This is a genomic window from Providencia sp. LY12, assembly GCF_057621555.1.
The window spans coordinates 3,758,814-3,776,556 of record NZ_CM172594.1; the positions used below are offsets into that span (position 1 = coordinate 3,758,814).

Here is a 17,743-nt window from a genome sequence, read left to right on the forward strand (position 1 = left end):
TTATCACAAAACAATCAATACGCTTGTGATGTTCTTTACTTATTTAAACTATTTTTTACCTTGGGTTAAATATAACCCGATGAGTCACCTTAACGCAAAAATAAGTAATAAACCTCACAAATACAAAGCACGAAAGCATTAATTTGATTACCTATAAAAAAAACCGGCACCACTCGATAATTCATGGTGCCGGTCTTATTTTGGCTGGTAGCCACTAGTTAGTGGCTACTGGCGCACAATATTTGCCTGTTGGCTTACATCATGCCGCCCATTCCGCCCATGCCACCCATACCCGCTGCGCCTAAATCAGGAGCGTCAGATGCTGGCATATCGGTGATCATCGCTTCTGTCGTGATCATCAGACCCGCGATTGATGCTGCGAATTGCAGAGCAGAACGAGTAACTTTAGTTGGATCCAGAATACCCATTTCGATCATGTCGCCATAAGTATCTGTTGCTGCGTTGTAACCGTCGTTGCCAGTTGCTGCTTTAACGTTGTTAACAACAACTGAAGCTTCTTCACCTGCGTTAGTGACGATTTGACGCATTGGCGCTTCCATCGCACGCAGAGCAACACGGATACCTACGTTTTGTTCTTCGTTATCGCCTTTCAGTGCTTCCAGTTTAGCCGCGACGCGAACTAACGCAGTACCACCACCAGCAACAACACCCTCTTCAACCGCTGCGCGAGTTGCGTGCAGAGCATCGTCAACGCGAGCGCGTTTTTCTTTCATTTCAACTTCAGTTGCTGCACCCACTTTAATTACCGCAACACCGCCAGCTAATTTCGCTACGCGTTCTTGCAGTTTTTCACGGTCGTAATCAGAAGAAGACTCTTCGATTTGTTGACGGATTTGAGTCACACGACCTGCGATTGCAGTTTCGTCACCGATACCATCGATGATGATAGTGGTGTCTTTGTTGATAACGATACGTTTAGCTTGACCTAAATCTTCTAACGTTGCTTTTTCCAGCTCCATACCGATCTCTTCAGAGATAACAGTACCGTTAGTCAGGATAGCGATATCTTGCAGCATTGCTTTACGGCGGTCACCGAAACCAGGTGCTTTAACCGCAGCCACTTTCACGATACCACGCATGGTGTTCACGACTAATGTAGCCAGTGCTTCACCTTCAACATCTTCAGCAATGATCAGCAGTGGCTTGTTCGCTTTAGCAACGCCTTCTAATACTGGCAGTAATTCACGAATGTTAGACACTTTTTTGTCGACTAACAGGATGAATGGGTTTTCCAGTTCAACAACGCCAGTTTCTGGTTTGTTGATGAAGTAAGGAGATAAATAACCGCGGTCAAACTGCATACCTTCAACCACGTCTAATTCGTCTTCCAGACCAGTACCTTCTTCAACGGTGATAACGCCTTCTTTACCGACTTTCTCCATTGCTTCTGCAATTAATTTACCAACAGTTTCGTCGGAGTTTGCAGAAATAGTACCAACCTGTGCGATTGATTTAGTATCTGAACATGGAACTGACAGAGTTTTCAGTTCTTCAACAGCAGCAACGACTGCTTTATCGATACCACGTTTCAGATCCATTGGGTTCATACCCGCAGCAACTGCTTTCAGACCTTCGGTGATAATTGCTTGAGCTAAAACGGTAGCGGTTGTTGTACCGTCACCCGCTGCATCGTTAGCTTTAGAAGCAACTTCTTTCACCATTTGTGCACCCATATTTTCGAATTTATCTTCTAATTCGATTTCACGAGCAACAGAAACACCATCTTTAGTGATAACTGGTGATCCAAAAGATTTGTCTAAAACAACGTTACGGCCTTTAGGACCTAAAGTTACTTTAACTGCATCAGCAAGAACATTGACACCACGAAGCATTTTTGTACGAGCGTCATTACCAAATCTAACGTCTTTAGCTGCCATTATCTCTTTCCTTTAAATTCTTTTCGTTTGATGAAAGTTTTAAGTGAAAATTCTTATTCAACGATTGCTAAGATGTCGCTTTCGGACATGATTAACACTTCTTCGTTGTCGATTTTTTCAGCTTTTACGCCATAACCGTCGTTAAAAATTACGATATCGCCAACTTTCACATCCAGCGCTTTAACGTCGCCATTTTCGAGGATGCGGCCTTGGCCCACAGCGATAACTTCACCACGAGTTGATTTGCCCGCAGCACTGCCAGTTAACACGATACCACCAGCAGATTTAGATTCGATTTCTTTACGTTTAACGATAACACGGTCATGCAATGGACGAATTTTCATTAATAGTTCTCCTACAAATAAAGTCCATACGGGTAAAAGGTCGATACCAAGGTGATCTTCACCAGTACCATGTTTCAGGAGATTGGGATGAATAACTAAGACTTCAAGGGGTGGGAGATAAATTTTTTTATTATTTATCTCCCTACAGTTCAAAGGGAATTAAGGTTTAGGCGGGTTATCTTGGTTGGAATCTGAAGATTTATCGTCAGGAACACGATGGCTTTCACCATCAATAGTTCTTTCGCGATCAATAGTATAAGAAGGGTCATCTTGCTTGCGTTGGTACTCGCCTTCAAAAGTATTGCCATTTTGATAGCCACCACCCTGAAAACCATTTCCAGGTTGGTAAAACTTGATGTGCGGGATTAAACGCATCACAAATAATTTTTGTACTGGTGGTAGTAATAAAAGTAGTCCAATAAAGTCCGTAAAGAATCCAGGAACAATAAGTAAAAATCCTGCTAACACTAACGCCACACTTTTAATCATTTCAGCGGCAGGACTTTCACCACTCATTAATTTTTGTTGTATTTGCATGACATTTTTCATCCCTTGGTTCTTCACAAGTGAAACCCCCAAACAGGATGTGAGCACCACTAAAATTAATGTCATCAATACACCAATTTCAGCCGCAACTCGGACAAAAATGACCGACTCTATATACACCAAAATACATATCAGAATTAGTGGTAACCAGCGCACAAGTACTCCTTAATATCAATAAGCTACTGCATTTTTCGGGGCTAAATGAAAACCTTTGTGAACTATCTCTAAGAGACTACTATTCATATTCGCTTTTTTCATCAGTATAGCCATAATAATTGGGTCTCTGATCGTGATTTTCAACTCATGGACTAAGATCATTAACAAGGCTTATCTGTGATTTAAATCACACAATATAAATTCTATTGCACTAATCAATCCATAAAATGATCTAGGTTCAAGGTATGGGGTGATAAAGGGCATATGATCACCCCATAAGTCAGTAGAACATAATACTGATAAAGGAGTAATAGGTGGTAATCACCTAGAAGTTTAGTTTTAGGATATATTTTTAAAAGCGCATAAACGGACAGTAACTGTAATCTAATTAAGAAGGTTCTCATGTCAAACAATACTCGTATCGAAGAAGACCTGTTAGGTAAAAAAGAAGTTCCAGCTGATGCCTATTATGGTGTTCATACTCTGCGTGCGATTGAAAACTTTTATATCAGCGACCGCACCATTAACGATGTCCCAGAATTTATTCGCGGCATGGTAATGGTAAAAAAAGCAGCCGCACTAGCTAACAAAGAACTGCACACTATTCCTCGTAATATCGCAGATACCATCATCAAAGCGTGTGACGTTGTTTTGAATGAAGGCAAATGCATGGATCAGTTCCCAGTTGACGTATTCCAAGGTGGTGCGGGCACATCACTGAACATGAATACCAACGAAGTTCTGGCAAACATCGGTCTTGAACTGATGGGTCATAAAAAAGGTGAATATGAATTCTTAAACCCAAATGACCATCTGAACAAAAGCCAATCTACCAACGATGCATACCCTACCGGTTTCCGTATCGCGGTTTATAACTCTGTTCTGAAATTAATCGATTCTGTTACTTACCTGAAAAAAGGTTTTGAAAGTAAAGCAGAAGAGTACAAAGACATCCTGAAAATGGGTCGTACTCAATTACAAGACGCAGTACCAATGACTGTTGGTCAGGAATTCCATGCTTTCGCAACTCTTCTTAAAGAAGAAGAAAAAAATCTGAAACGTAGCATCGATTTACTGCTCGAAGTTAACTTAGGTGCAACTGCTATCGGTACTGGCCTGAACACAGCCCCTGGTTACCAAGAACTGGCTGTTAAAAAATTAGCAGAAGTAACAGGTTTAGCATGCGTACCATCAGAAGACCTAATCGAAGCAACTTCTGACTGTGGTGCTTACATCACTGTTCACGCTAGCCTGAAACGTTTAGCAGTTAAACTGTCTAAAATCTGTAACGACTTACGTTTACTTTCCTCTGGTCCTCGCGCAGGATTGAAAGAAATTAATCTGCCAGAATTACAAGCAGGTTCTTCTATCATGCCAGCAAAAGTTAACCCAGTAATTCCTGAAGTTGTTAACCAAGCATGCTTCAAAGTTATGGGTAACGACATCTGTGTAACGATGGCTGCTGAAGCAGGTCAATTACAATTAAACGTAATGGAACCAGCAATCGGTCAAGCGATGTTCGAATCCATTTCTCTGATGAGCAATGCATGCCGCAACTTAGTAGAAAAATGCGTTAACGGCATCACTGTTAACAAAGAAATCTGCGAAGCGTTTGTATTCAACTCTATCGGTATCGTAACTTACCTGAACCCATTCATCGGTCACCACAACGGTGATATCGTGGGTAAAATCTGTGCAGAAACAGGTAAGAGCGTACGTGAAGTTGTCCTAGAACGCGGACTGCTGACCGAAGCGCAACTGGATGATATCTTCTCTGTTGAGAACCTAAAACATCCAGCATATAAAGCAAAAAGATTTGACGACTAATTATTTATGTTTAGCATAAATAATTCTTAAGAATAAGGGCACGACTTTCCACCGGATAGCGTGCCTTTTTTCATGAATGCACACACAAATAATTAACATAACAGTTTCATAATTTTCATTTTTGTCGAGGAGTAAACACTATGTTAGCCGTAGAATTTGTCATTGTTCTGCTGGCCATTTTTTTAGGGGCCCGTCTTGGAGGGATAGGTATCGGTTTTGCCGGTGGCCTTGGTGTTCTGGTACTCGCTGCAATTGGCGTGAAACCGGGAACCATTCCTTTTGACGTAATCTCTATCATCATGGCAGTTATTGCCGCCATCTCTGCAATGCAAATTGCGGGTGGTTTGGATTACTTGGTTGCTCAAACAGAAAAACTACTGCGTCGCAATCCAAAATACATCACTATCCTTGCCCCTATCGTGACCTATTTCCTGACTCTGTTCGCAGGTACAGGTAATATCTCATTAGCAACTCTGCCAGTTATCGCAGAAGTGGCTAAAGAACAAGGCGTGAAACCATGTCGCCCACTGTCTACGGCTGTTGTTGCAGCTCAGATTGGTATCACAGCATCTCCAATTTCTGCGGCGGTTGTTTACATGGCATCTGTCATGGAAAACCCAGCAATGGTTGGCGCTGGTAACACCGTTAGCTATATCACGCTGTTAGGTATTTTATTACCAGCAACTTTCTTAGCTATCATCCTGATGTCTTTCATTATCTCTTGGACATTTAACTCTAAACTGTCTGATGACCCAATCTACCAAAAACGTTTAGCTGAAGGTTTAGTTGAACTGCGCGGTAGCCAAGTTAAAGAGATCAAACCAGGTGCTAAAGCGTCAGTTCTGCTGTTCTTACTCGGCGTTGTTGGTGTAGTTTGCTACGCAATCATCAACAGCCCAAGTTTAGGCATTGTGGCAACCCCACTGATGAACACCACTAACGCTATCCTGATTATCATGCTGACTGTGGCTACGTTAATCACTGTACTGTGCCGTGTAAACACTGATGCAATCCTGAACTCTAGTACCTTCAAAGCAGGTATGAGCGCATGTATCTGTATCTTAGGTGTTGCATGGTTAGGTGATACTTTCGTACAGCACAACATTGATTGGATCAAAGAAACTGCGGGTGACTTAATCCACGAACACTCATGGATGTTAGCGGTTATCTTCTTCTTCTGTTCTGCGCTTCTGTACTCTCAAGCAGCAACAGCGAAAGCTCTGATGCCGATGGCTCTGGCACTGAACGTTAGCCCATTAACCGCTATCGCTTCATTCTCAGCCGTATCTGGTCTGTTCATCCTGCCTACTTACCCAACTCTGGTTGCGGCAGTACAAATGGATGACACTGGTACAACTCGCATCGGTAAATTCGTCTTTAACCACCCATTCTTTATTCCGGGTACCATCGCTGTGGCACTGGCCGTTACCTTCGGCTTCCTGTTCGGCGGTATGATCCTGTAGTCATCAATGCAATGACTTAGGAACAGAGAAACCGTGGCTTTCTAGTCACGGTTTTTTTATATCTGCACTAAATCTGCCACCCATTTAGAATATCTAAAATAGATAACAATTAAGCTGACTTTATCTTATTAAAGAAAAAAGCAACCTAATCACGCTTAAATTTAAGTATTTACAACTAAGTAAATTAACCCATTCAAAATAGAACAATTCTTTTCATTTAAACAAACTGAAACAGTTTGTCATATTTAAAATTGAATTAAATGCTAAAAATAAATCACATAACACAATGAAAAATAACAATTAATACATAAAAAAAGATGATTTTGAGCGCAAGAAAGGATTGATGCGTCACAATTTAGTGACCAGTTGTTAATAAATGTAAAAATCAGAATTATATTCTTTATTATATACCGATAATGAATTAAACAAGATTATATCACTATTTAATAAAGATGCTCTCAAAGAGCCTACTCCTCTTAGCACCACCTAACGCTAGCTTTATTATTTTATATTACTCACCCTATGTGTTTAATTTAAAATTTTCGGCTATTTAACTATATTTGCATTATTTGATTTTATAAAAAACGTCACGTAAATTAGTTAGAAGAAAACGGAGTGAAATAATTTCCTCACACAACGTTTTCATCAATCCTTCGTATTCACCTAAATACGACTTTTATTAAGTGATGCTGTTTGGAAGGAATGCAGACAATGAAAGAAACAGACGGTAACAACCCTTCATCCAAGAAGGGTATAACTATTTATACAAAAGCAGTGGGTTATGAAATTTATTTATTACGAAAGCGTCGCTCGCTCAGTGGAAAAGATTTAGCAAATTTATTGAATATATCTCAACAGCAAGTTTCTCGTTATGAACGAGGTATCTGCAACATTACAATAGATATGCTAGTACAGGTTTTAAATGTACTAAAAATGCCTATTCAGGACTTTTTGGATAGAGCAGTTATTCGAGTTTCCATAATGAAATTTAAGCTAAGCAGTGTTGGCAGTAAAGATATCTCACTGTTAAGTAGCTCATTTATAAAGTAGGTATATATTTTCCCTACATGTTTAATTCATTATATCTTAACAATAAAGAATAACTTTTATTTTTATTATAGCAATACCCCTACTCCAATGGAGCCTTACCAATAACAACATGATTTTATAAATAAAAATATTTTTAAAATCCCTATTTATCGTATTAATGATAAATATATTAAATATTTAAATTATTTCAGCACAGCTGAGAACTTAATCTAACCACCTAAATAGTTATTTATACTTAGCCATTAAATACATGTAAAGAAATTAATCTTTTAAATATAGAGAAATTAATACTCCAATAAATCCAAGGAGCGCCATTCTATTCATATGGCGCCCTACTTTTCACGCTTATTTATTATAGGTTAGCGAATAATAAATCGAGCACTAAGAATAAAGGTAATATTCTCTTTTTTAGAACAAGAGAGTATCCCCTTTATATCTAAGGAATGGAATAAAGGAAATTAGCGAAACTTTAAATTGAATGTTTATAACTGATTCAACCTAAATTTAGCCTAGGTAAATAGATAATATCGGCATCATACGTATATATATCTATAACGAAATAAGTCATGGAATGCGACCTTTATACCATCAATTTAATTATTTAACTTTGGACAAATAGGAATACTAATTATGTCATTTAAAACAACGGCACTTTCTACTGCTTTATTTATGAGCCTGTCAGCTTTAAGCCTAAACGCAATGGCTGCACCTTCTGCAGAAGTGACTCTGCAAGGGATCCTGACCAACACGACCTGTGATGTCACCATCAATGGCGGTAAATCAGTCTTAAACGTGGGTGTTTTAAAAACGTCTGTGGGTGCAGGTTCAGACTTTGCCGCTGTCAATACAATGTCCTCTACAACCGCTGAAATGCCAGTGACTTTAGTGGGTTGTGCTGAGGGTGAGGAAGGTAACTTAATCATTCAAGGGATCACTTCTGTCGGTAACAACGAGCAAGACATCTTTGTTGCAACAGATTCACAAACTGTTGGTTTTATGATTGAAGATGAAGCTAATAACCGCATCACTAACGGTAACGGTGCAAAGGTTGAAATTGGCGCAGGCAAAACTGCCGCGCAATACACCTTCAAAGTGGGTATGGCAACGACAACAGATACACCTGAAGCAGGTTCCTACAGCGCACCTATCTTAGTGGCTTATATCGTTGACTAATTCGATTTAATTAACTCAGTCGATTGAGGTAAGGCGGGCTCCGTCTTACCTACATTCGGCCACGAAGACTATGAGGATAGACAAATGCGAAATAACCGATTTATGCAAGGGATCTGCGGTGGCTTGCTATTGCTATCTGGTTCATCGATCGCAGGGATCGCTATCGACACCACTCGAATTATCTTTTCAGAAAGTGATAACGCCACCGGAAAAAGTGTGGGGATAACCAGCTCGAATCAATCACTTACGCCTTATTTGGTCAAAGCACAGATTTTGAAAACTCCCTATGGCGACAATGGTGAGACTCCCTTTATGGTGACGCCATCGTTATTCCGACTAGAGTCTGGTTCCACGAATCAAGTCCGCATAATGAAAAAGAACGTGGCGCTCCCACAAGATAAAGAATCTGTTTTTTATTTTCGTACCGTAGCCATGCCAACCAGCGAAAAAGGGCTGAATACCCCACAAAATAATATTGATGGCGCCGTACAAGTTTCGACGGGAAATATCATCAAGCTGTTTTATCGCCCGAATCATTTAGGCATGACTCAGCCACAAGCAATGAAATCGCTGAAGTTTTCAAGTATGACGAATGGGGTTCAAGTGTCTAATCCTTCCCCGTACTACATCACATTAGACAGCGTAAAAATTGCTAATAAACCCGTTCAGTTGAGCTCAGCAAAGGGAAATAACATGATTGCGCCGTTTAGCAGCATCACTTATTCCCACGTTCAACGACAAGGCGCGGTTGAATGGAAAGCCATTAATGACTATGGCGGAAAGGACGAGTTTCATGCGCAAATTCAATAAATTACTGATTGTATTTTTCGCAATGTCACTTAGCGGATGGCACCTAGCACAGGCCGAAAAGACCGAGGTTAGAGCCGTCATTACCGATGATGTTGGTTGTGAGATTCGCATTCCTAACTCATTGCAATTTACACCAATGCGCACATCCGATTTTCAAGGCGCGGTGACCACGCATCAAATTAAGCCCTTGAAAGCGCAATTTATCTGTGTGGATAAAACGGGAAATCTGACCCCAAAAATTACGTTACAGGGAAATACCCCCTATAACGAAAGCACCATTTTCTTGGATGGAACCCCAAACAGTACAGGGTTTATGTTACGCCTCAGTGATGGCTCCCCGCTCTCCCTGAGTGATTTTTATGACACAAGCAAAGCCTTTAAACGCGGTGAACAGATTGCCTTAACACCACTGACCAAAGATAACCATCACCAAACCGAAGAGACTTTTCTCGTGGGTTTAGTGGGGCCAGTGGATGGGGAGGCTATCCCCGGTGAATTCTCAGCCTCATTGACGTTTAACCTTATTTTTCAGTAAGACCTAAAAATAGGAATTCATCATGACACTGACTAAAACGTCACTCTATTCCCTGCTCATCCCCACCGCATTGTATGCGGCAAGTCTGGGGCAATCCGCAATGGCGGCAACCTCGGCCACCACTAAAATCAGTGCCAGCATTGTCGGCGGTGGCTGCCAAATTACCGCGCCCCCGACTGTTGCTATTCGTAACGGGGATCTGATTCCTGCTGAAGATATCACCACCACCAGCGATATTAGCGAAACTTTTGATCTCACCATTCTTGGCTGTAAGGGTTACGGGTTAGAACCCTCGATAACCATCGAAGGGGACACCAATAGTGACTCCGGTGAAGCGCTGTTTGTGAGTGCCGGCAGCACCAGTACAGGCTATGGCATTTTATTATCCACAGACGGTAACAGTAATTTTAACCAAAGTGACAACTTGGCAACGGATAAAGAAATCAAGGCATTGACCACCACAAACTGGGATAAAACCTTTGCCAGTACCTTGAATGGAACCATCCCACTGAAGGCAACCGTCAGCTGCGGAACCTGTACTGCCAATGACTTACAAGGTGGCGAGTTAACCGCCTCATTAACATTTAATTTTTTCTATAACTGATTTTGAAGGCTGTTAATAACAATGATACGAAAACTTTCTTTCTTTAGCGTGATTGTAGGGTTGCTATTACCAGCCAGTGAATTACAGGCAGGCAGTGCCTCAACCACCCTCTCCTTTTCCGCTTTTTTTTATGGCGGTAGCTGCGATGTGACAGTGCCAAGTACCGTCACGTATAACAATGGCGCACCACTGCCCTACGATGAAATTCTGAAAAGTCCGCAACGTAGCGGATTCAGGTTAACCCTCTCAGGGTGCCAGGGCTATTTTTTAACCCCCAGAATTGCGGTCAAAGGAAATACGTTCACCGCGGATAACAATGAACCGCTGTATGCCGATGCATCCAGCACCACAAAAGGCTATGGCATTAAGCTATCCACCCAGGGGAATAATGTTTTCAATGCTAATGACAATACCGCAAAACCTGGCAATGAGGCGATTACCATCAAAACATGGCCATCAGGTGGAACCAGCGATGTGGCGAGATTAAATAGCTCGCTTGATTTTACTGCCGAGCTAGCCTGCGGCACCTGTACCGCCAGTGACAATTTACAAAATGGTGAACTCACCGCAACCGTCACGTTTAGCTTCTTATATGACTAATTGGGTAATAAGTATGTTTTCAAATCGTTTCTCTGGCTATCGCGCTCTGATTATTTTGTTGATATGCAGCAGTTTTTCGACGCTATCCTTCGCTGCAGAAGGCGGGCTGCGTTTAGCTCAAACGCGCGTCGTCTTTGATGCTGCCAATCCAAATACAAAACTTGCCATTAAAAATAGCAGCCCGCAGGTCTACTTAATCAAAGCTGACGTCCTCAATACGCCAGAGGGGAATGCCCACAAACCCGCGCCCCCGTTTATTGTCACACCACCGATGTCTCGCTTAGAAAAAGAGAGCCAAAGCACGCTGCTCATTGTGCGTAATGGGACTGCGGAGCTGCCGACAGACCGAGAATCCGTGTTTTATTTAAGCTTATTAGCGATCCCTTCCACCACAAAAGCGAGTGCCTCCGAAGGTGAAATGACCAGTGCGCAAGTTTCGGTGGGGATCCGCAACGTTATCAAACTGTTTTATCGCCCAAAAGGGTTACCCATGAGCGTCGAAACCGCCTCAAGCCAACTGACGTTTCGCCAGCAAGGTCAGCAGCTTGAAGTCCGTAACCCAACACCGTATTACATCACGTTGGCGCAATTGAGTGTGGGTCAGCACCCCATTGATGTACGAGAACTGGGGCCGATGATTGCGCCCTTCTCCACCCAAACTTACCCCGTCAAAGGCGGCGCCACACACGCAGAGTGGAGAGTGATTACGGATTATGGGGATATGAGCCCCGCGTATCAGGGGACGGTTCAATCAGGAGATATTCGCGATGAACAACATTAATTTATTGAAGATTAAAAAACCTGCGTTATATCGCCTGATTGGCGGGATTGCCCTATTGGCTTCACTTTTTACCCAGACTGCATGGGGAAATAACATCCAAGACCAAATTAATGGGCTGACACTGCATTCAACCCGTATTATCTACCCCCACGATGCCAAAAATGGGGTGACGTACACTATCACCAATAATACGGCGATACCGTATTTATTGCAGGCGCGCCTATTACCGTGGGAAGGAAATTCATCAAGCAAAACGGCGAACGAGAATCCCGAAGCAGCCGATGAAAACCTGACGGCATTTATTGCTTTACCGCCGTTACAACGCTTCGAACCGGGCGAAACACTCACATTGCGCATCCTTCAAAAGCATCATTTACTCGCGCAAGATAAAGAGTCGATTGCGCAATTGTCATTGACTGCAATCCCCGCCCAGTCAAAAGAGACGGCTGAAGGCGCGCAAATGATCCTTGCCGTACAAAATAATCTGAAGCTGTTTTATCGCCCCGCGGGATTACCAGAACATCATCTCGACAATATCGCTGAGCAGCTGCAATTTCAGCGTACAAAAAACACGCTAACCCTGAAAAATCCGACGCCTTTTTATGTCACGTTAGCATCACTGTCTGTGGGGAAGAACGCTCTGAATTTAAGTTCCTCACGAATGATCCCCCCTTTTGGGGAGGCGCAATGGCCCCTTGAGGCCAGTCATGTCGCAAACGACATTCATTGGCAGCTCATGGAAGACGATGGCGGAACCGACACAATGAGAACACGCCAACTCTCAGCAATGTAACCACAACCGACAGATAAACCCATTCACCCGATGCGCATTGGCAACGGGGGGATTCTTGCATTCGCAAGATAAAGGAAGACCATGAAAAAAGCCCATAAAATTGCTGAACACCAGCCAAAAAACCCTTTTTTCCGTTATCACCCGCTGGCGTGTGTATTGCTATTGGCGGTCGCGCCAACACAGGCCGAAGATTACTTTGACCCCAGTTTTTTAGGGGTTGCAGGTGAAAACACAGACGTGGATTTATCCGCCTTCTCACAAGCCGGTGGCGTTGCTGAAGGGGAATACACCGTTTCCGTATTTGTGAACCAACAAGATGTGGGGCAATTTACGCTTAATTTTATCAAAAATGCCCACGGTGAAATCGCACCGGAATTAACCCCGGAGCAGCTCGACACCTTTGGGGTCAATGTGTCGCAAATCCCTGTCCTGAAAGACTTACCTAACGGCGAGTTTATTTCAGATTTAGGCGCCCTGATCCCACAAGCGACAACCCGATTAGATTTGTCACGCTTACGATTAAATATCAGCGTGCCGCAAGTGGCGATGCAATCTCAAGTCAATCGTAATGCCGATCCGTCATTATGGGACGATGGCATTCCTGCGCTTATGGCGAACTATAACGTCAGTGCAGGTCGCACCACGAGCCGCTATGACCACGGCAAAAAAAATCAAAATACCAACGTATTTGCGTCCGCACGATTGGGCGCCAATGCAGGGCCGTGGCGTCTGCGCAGTAACCTCACCCATTCCCGTTTCGAATACAGCGGGAGCGAGAACCAATCGGCCACGACCAACACCCAAACCTACTTTTCCAATACCACCCTATCACGGGATATTCGGGCATTACGCTCGACATTGTTAGTGGGTGAAAGCAGCACGGGCAGCGATGTGTTTGATGGTGTGCCTTTTAAGGGCGTGCAGCTGACTTCTAACGAGCAGATGCTGCCAAGCCAATTACGCGGCTATGCGCCGGCGATCAGTGGCGTCGCCAACAGCAACGCCCGCGTCACTATCCGCCAAAATGGCAATATCGTGTATGAAGCCTATGTGGCGCCGGGTCCCTTTTATATCAATGATATCCAGCAAGCGGGCTTATCCGGGGATTATGACGTCACAGTCACCGAAGCCGATGGTTCTGAGCGCCAGTTTGTGGTGCCCTACTCATCTTTACCCGTGATGCTACGCCCCGGCGGCTGGAAATACGAAGTGGCCTCCGGTCGTTACAATGGCAACTTGACCACCAGTTCACGCCGCTCTGACTTTATTCTCGGTACCGCTGTCTATGGGCTGCATAACGATGTCACGGTGTATGGCGGCGCCTTGCTGGCAAAAGATTATCAATCTCTGAGTGTGGGAACGGGGGTCTCTTTAGGTGACTTCGGTGCCGTCTCCACGGACGTCACTCACTCATCGGCGAAATTTACTTATTCCAACCCCGTAGCTAGCACCAGTGAGAGAAAAACCGGGCAATCTTACCGTATCCGTTACTCAAAAAGCTTAATGGCAACAGGCACGTCGGTGGATTTAACCGCATTACGTTACTCCACGGAGCATTTCTATAATTTCAGCGAATTTAACAGCCAAGGTTATCGCCTTGAAGAGGGTCTTAGCCCGTGGACTTTACAGCGCCGTCGTAGCAGCTTCCAAACCCAACTCAGCCAACAGATGCAACAGTATGGCTCACTGCATTTTCGCGCTAACCGTGATGATTACTGGGGCACCAGCCGAACGTTAACGGGTTTATCCATGGGCTACAGCAACAGCTTTAAAGGGGTCAGTTACGGTGTGAACTACAATATCGACCGCGTGAAAGACAGTCGTAATCACTGGCCGGAAAACCGCCAGCTCTCCTTCAACTTAAGCGTGCCGTTTAGTGTATTTACTCAAGACCGTGATTTGCAGTCGATTTATGCCACCTACTCCATGAGCCATGACCAAAATGGGCGCACGCAAAATAATAGTGGTCTGAGTGGCAGCTTTATGGATGGCAAGCTGTCTTATGGCGCGTCACAAAGCTGGGGAAATAAGGGGCAAATTGCCAACACCAACCTGAATGCGGGCTACCAAGGTGATAAAGGCAGTATCAGCACGGGTTATAGCTACAGCAATAATGCCCAGTCAATCAATATGAACGCCAGCGGCGGCGCATTACTCCATTCCGAAGGGCTGACTTTAAGCCGCTCTATGGGGGATTCTGTCGCGCTGATCAGTGCACCGAGCGCCGAAGGGGTCAGTGTTAATGGTGGTTCTGCTGTCACGGATTGGCGTGGCTATGCGGTGGCGCCTTATCTTTCCGACTATAACAAAAACAGCATTGGCTTAGACCCAAGCACACTGCCTGAAAATGTCGATTTACCGCAATCCAATACCAACGTTTACCCCACCAAAGGCGCGGTGGTGAAAGCCAGTTTCCGTACCCGTATCGGCTATCAAGTGTTAATGACCTTAAAACAGGGTGCCAAATATGTGCCATTTGGGGCGATTGCCACCTTAATTTCCGATAGCAACGCTGACAACATTAGCAGCATTGTGGGGGATGCAGGGCAGGTGTACCTGACGGGGTTACCAGAAACAGGAGAATTGTTGGTGAAGTGGGGAGAGACAGCCGCACAGCAATGTCAGGTGAAGTTCGATTTGCGCCATGTTGACGTTTCAGCCGATATGCCAATCCGCCAAGTCTCTTATCGCTGTGTGAGTGGGCAACAGCAGGCTCAGCCTGTGGTATCGAATACATCCCAAACTGCTCTGCAGGTACCTGCTCCAATGGAAAACATCGAATCTTTACATCAAACACCCAATAAAACACGTTGGTTACAGTCACCAGCAGGAGAAAAATAATGAAATTGAACAATCAAAAACGCTGGGGAAAAGTGTGGTCAGCCGCAGCAGGTTTAATTATATACAATGTATTTACAGCGGTTAGTTACAGTAATACATTCCCAAGTAACCCAGAGTTTAAAAATTTGGGATTAGTATGGGAAGGTTCTGAAGTGTCTAAATCAGAGAGTATGAGTGGGACAAACTATATAGGAGGTAATATTCACGGAAAAGTTTTATCCAATATTGACGGAAGCTCTTGGGGTTCCGTTGATGGCTATTATGGTGTAGTCCTTGAGCCTGGTGTGGTATTCACATTATCCGGAGACTCTAATGCTAAGGCAGGATCTTATGAAATAAATGTTAAGTATAATAATAAAAGTGACCCGACCGCCGCCTCCAGGCTATATAACCTTGAAACTACAACAAATTCGGGCTTATATAAATATAGAGCTGTATTTGCAGAAAAATATCTGTATCAGCAACAAAGTAGTCAAACCCAATATTTTACAGCCACTAAACTACGAGCATCTCTATACCTAAGTAATTCCGTAAAACCTAATAAGACGTATTCATATAATGGTGAGATTTGGCTGGAAGTTGGTTTGATGAGAATTTATCTTGTGAAAAACCCATCTTTTACCTTTGCACCACCAATTCAATGCACCATCAATACTCCACCTAAAATTGATTTTGGTAAAGTCAACATTTGGGATTGGGAAGGCAATACCACTGGTACACCAGGAGGGGCTCGTAAGGATGTTTTAGGTGTAGTTGATGGGAATTTTACGATCAACTGCACTGGAGATAATGGTGCTCATGCTCCCGCTAAATTAACACTTAAGGGAAACACTCAAGGTTATACAAACGACTTAAAAATGACGATGGATGCCACTGGAGAGGTGGCACCTGCGACCATACGAGCCTCCATTAAGTCTCTTTATCCCCCTTGCGATAGTAACGGTGTAAATTTTGGTCTAACAACCGGTAAGCCCCTCGCACATATCGTTGATTTAGGTGAGCTCACTGTTGGTCCACATCAAGTCCCTTACCGTTTTAGCCTTTGCGCACTTGGAGAAGGTTTTAAATCTGGCGCCGCATCTGCCACCGCCACCGTCACTCTTGACTGGGAATAATCTGCCTAACCGCTTAGTGGTTTTCACCACAAACCACTAAGCCTTTATCATTCAACGATGAGAATGCCATGATAGCCATTCACCGCCACTGCGTTTTCACCTTATTGCTCATGGGAATTTCGCTTCTGTTGTGCCGCCCTGCGCTGTCAGCAGTATCTCCAACATCCTTGGAACAAATTCACGACCTGGGTGTGCAATCCATCAATGGAGATGGCGTCCCTATCGACCTCGCCAAAGGGCGTTACTATATTCAGCAATCCGCATTGCAGGGGTATTCCCTCGGTCAGTACCATTTAGGAATTCTGTTTTTCACAGGTGAAGGAGGTCCTCAAAACTCAGCCTGCGCAATTTGGTGGCTGGAAAAAGCCATCAGTGCGAATAACGAAGTGCGTGAAAGAGCGCAACAGGCATTGAATGACATTCAGGAAGATATCAGTGTCACCACAGAAGCGGTTGATGAACAACGTTGCCAGCAATATTCGTACAACTTAATCAGCTTACCAATTGCCGAGCCTGCTCAAGCGGAGCCACACGTTAACGTTATCGAACTCTCCGCTAAGGGAAATCAAGCGCTACTGGAGGCCTTAAACAACCACCGACCGCACCGGATTTATGCCACATTGCGCCTATTGCAAAAGGAAATGACTAAAATATGGCAACCTATTGCCGAGCACCGTGAACGCTTAATGCTCGCCGCTGCACATAAAGCCCATATTCAGCAGCAAACAGCGTCAGTGGTAAATGAAACCGTTTCTGAAGAACCAACTGAAGTGATCATTACCCTTGTATTGCCCCCATCAGAACACAAAGGTGAAACTGAACAGATAGAATTAGCACCAATCGATATGCCTAGCAAACCGATAGAGGTAACGATTCCGGTGGCGAAACAAGCCCCTGTGCATGCTAATTTAGGTAGCGATATTCGTTCAGCGCCACCTCGCCATTACACATTACAATTAGGCAGCGCAAGCAGCCCTGAAGGACTTTATGAACGCGCTCGTCGACATAAACTACGTAATTATTTGGTCTATGAAACAGTGAGAAATAACCGCCAATGGTATGTATTAGTGTATGGCGAATACCCAACGCTCCGAGCCGCAAAACACGCCATACCAAGCTTACCCTCTGCATTTCAACGGGATAAACCGTGGGTGCGCAGCCTGCAACATGTTCAATCTGAGCTAAACTAACCCACTGTTAGGTAGAC

Annotated in this window: 16 protein-coding genes; 13 read left to right on the top strand and 3 right to left on the bottom strand. The window is 43.8% G+C overall.

Translation table 11 applies throughout. The features are described from left to right. Window positions 1–254 precede the first annotated feature (254 nt). From groL to ACY3ZI_RS17875, 3 genes are all read right to left on the bottom strand, one after another. On the bottom strand, window positions 255–1,898 hold the full coding sequence (gene groL, locus ACY3ZI_RS17865) for a chaperonin GroEL (protein WP_036955948.1): 1,644 nt from the start codon (window positions 1,896–1,898) through the stop codon (window positions 255–257). Between the two features lie 53 nt (window positions 1,899–1,951). Then, window positions 1,952–2,242, bottom strand: coding sequence for a co-chaperone GroES (locus ACY3ZI_RS17870; protein WP_108478399.1), 291 nt, complete (start codon window positions 2,240–2,242; stop codon window positions 1,952–1,954). Between the two features lie 159 nt (window positions 2,243–2,401). Further along, window positions 2,402–2,944: an FxsA family protein gene (locus ACY3ZI_RS17875; RefSeq protein ID WP_036955943.1), complete on the bottom strand. Its 543-nt coding sequence runs from the start codon at window positions 2,942–2,944 to the stop codon at window positions 2,402–2,404. 402 nt (window positions 2,945–3,346) lie between these two features. Here ACY3ZI_RS17875 and aspA point away from each other — a divergent pair, with 402 nt between their 5' ends. The 13 genes from aspA (at window position 3,347) to ACY3ZI_RS17940 (ending at window position 17,726) form a co-directional block, all read left to right on the top strand. Continuing rightward, entirely contained in the window at window positions 3,347–4,771 is a 1,425-nt protein-coding gene (aspA, locus tag ACY3ZI_RS17880; protein WP_036955941.1) for an aspartate ammonia-lyase, read from the top strand. 140 nt (window positions 4,772–4,911) lie between these two features. After that, entirely contained in the window at window positions 4,912–6,234 is a 1,323-nt protein-coding gene (locus ACY3ZI_RS17885) for an anaerobic C4-dicarboxylate transporter (RefSeq protein WP_036955939.1), read from the top strand. A gap of 711 nt (window positions 6,235–6,945) precedes the next feature. Beyond that, entirely contained in the window at window positions 6,946–7,284 is a 339-nt protein-coding gene (locus tag ACY3ZI_RS17890; protein WP_243699003.1) for a helix-turn-helix domain-containing protein, read from the top strand. Between the two features lie 630 nt (window positions 7,285–7,914). Next, on the top strand, window positions 7,915–8,457 hold the full coding sequence (locus tag ACY3ZI_RS17895; protein WP_211887297.1) for a fimbrial protein: 543 nt from the start codon (window positions 7,915–7,917) through the stop codon (window positions 8,455–8,457). 84 nt (window positions 8,458–8,541) lie between these two features. Next, on the top strand, window positions 8,542–9,267 hold the full coding sequence (locus tag ACY3ZI_RS17900; RefSeq protein ID WP_211887295.1) for a fimbrial biogenesis chaperone: 726 nt from the start codon (window positions 8,542–8,544) through the stop codon (window positions 9,265–9,267). After that, complete coding sequence (locus tag ACY3ZI_RS17905; RefSeq protein ID WP_487375608.1) at window positions 9,251–9,802, top strand: fimbrial protein; 552 nt, start codon at window positions 9,251–9,253, stop codon at window positions 9,800–9,802. The genes ACY3ZI_RS17900 and ACY3ZI_RS17905 overlap by 17 nt, the downstream gene beginning before the upstream one ends. A 22-nt stretch (window positions 9,803–9,824) precedes the next feature. Beyond that, window positions 9,825–10,406: a fimbrial protein gene (locus tag ACY3ZI_RS17910; RefSeq protein WP_487375609.1), complete on the top strand. Its 582-nt coding sequence runs from the start codon at window positions 9,825–9,827 to the stop codon at window positions 10,404–10,406. A 21-nt stretch (window positions 10,407–10,427) separates the two neighbouring features. After that, on the top strand, window positions 10,428–11,006 hold the full coding sequence (locus ACY3ZI_RS17915; protein ID WP_211887022.1) for a fimbrial-like protein: 579 nt from the start codon (window positions 10,428–10,430) through the stop codon (window positions 11,004–11,006). Window positions 11,007–11,019: 13 nt separating this feature from the next. Then, complete coding sequence (locus tag ACY3ZI_RS17920) at window positions 11,020–11,787, top strand: fimbrial biogenesis chaperone (RefSeq protein WP_487375610.1); 768 nt, start codon at window positions 11,020–11,022, stop codon at window positions 11,785–11,787. Beyond that, on the top strand, window positions 11,774–12,580 hold the full coding sequence (locus ACY3ZI_RS17925; protein ID WP_487375611.1) for a fimbrial biogenesis chaperone: 807 nt from the start codon (window positions 11,774–11,776) through the stop codon (window positions 12,578–12,580). Before ACY3ZI_RS17920 ends, ACY3ZI_RS17925 begins: the two co-directional genes overlap by 14 nt. Window positions 12,581–12,661: 81 nt before the next feature. After that, the gene (locus ACY3ZI_RS17930) at window positions 12,662–15,421 is read left to right on the top strand and encodes a fimbria/pilus outer membrane usher protein (RefSeq protein ID WP_487375612.1); all 2,760 of its coding nucleotides are present in this window, start codon (window positions 12,662–12,664) and stop codon (window positions 15,419–15,421) included. Further along, window positions 15,421–16,536, top strand: coding sequence for a hypothetical protein (locus ACY3ZI_RS17935; RefSeq protein WP_211887018.1), 1,116 nt, complete (start codon window positions 15,421–15,423; stop codon window positions 16,534–16,536). The genes ACY3ZI_RS17930 and ACY3ZI_RS17935 overlap by 1 nt, the downstream gene beginning before the upstream one ends. 68 nt (window positions 16,537–16,604) lie before the next feature. Next, window positions 16,605–17,726 carry an SPOR domain-containing protein gene (locus tag ACY3ZI_RS17940; protein WP_487375613.1) on the top strand — a complete coding sequence of 374 codons (1,122 nt, stop codon included), beginning with the start codon at window positions 16,605–16,607 and terminating at the stop codon, window positions 17,724–17,726. Window positions 17,727–17,743 lie beyond the last annotated feature (17 nt).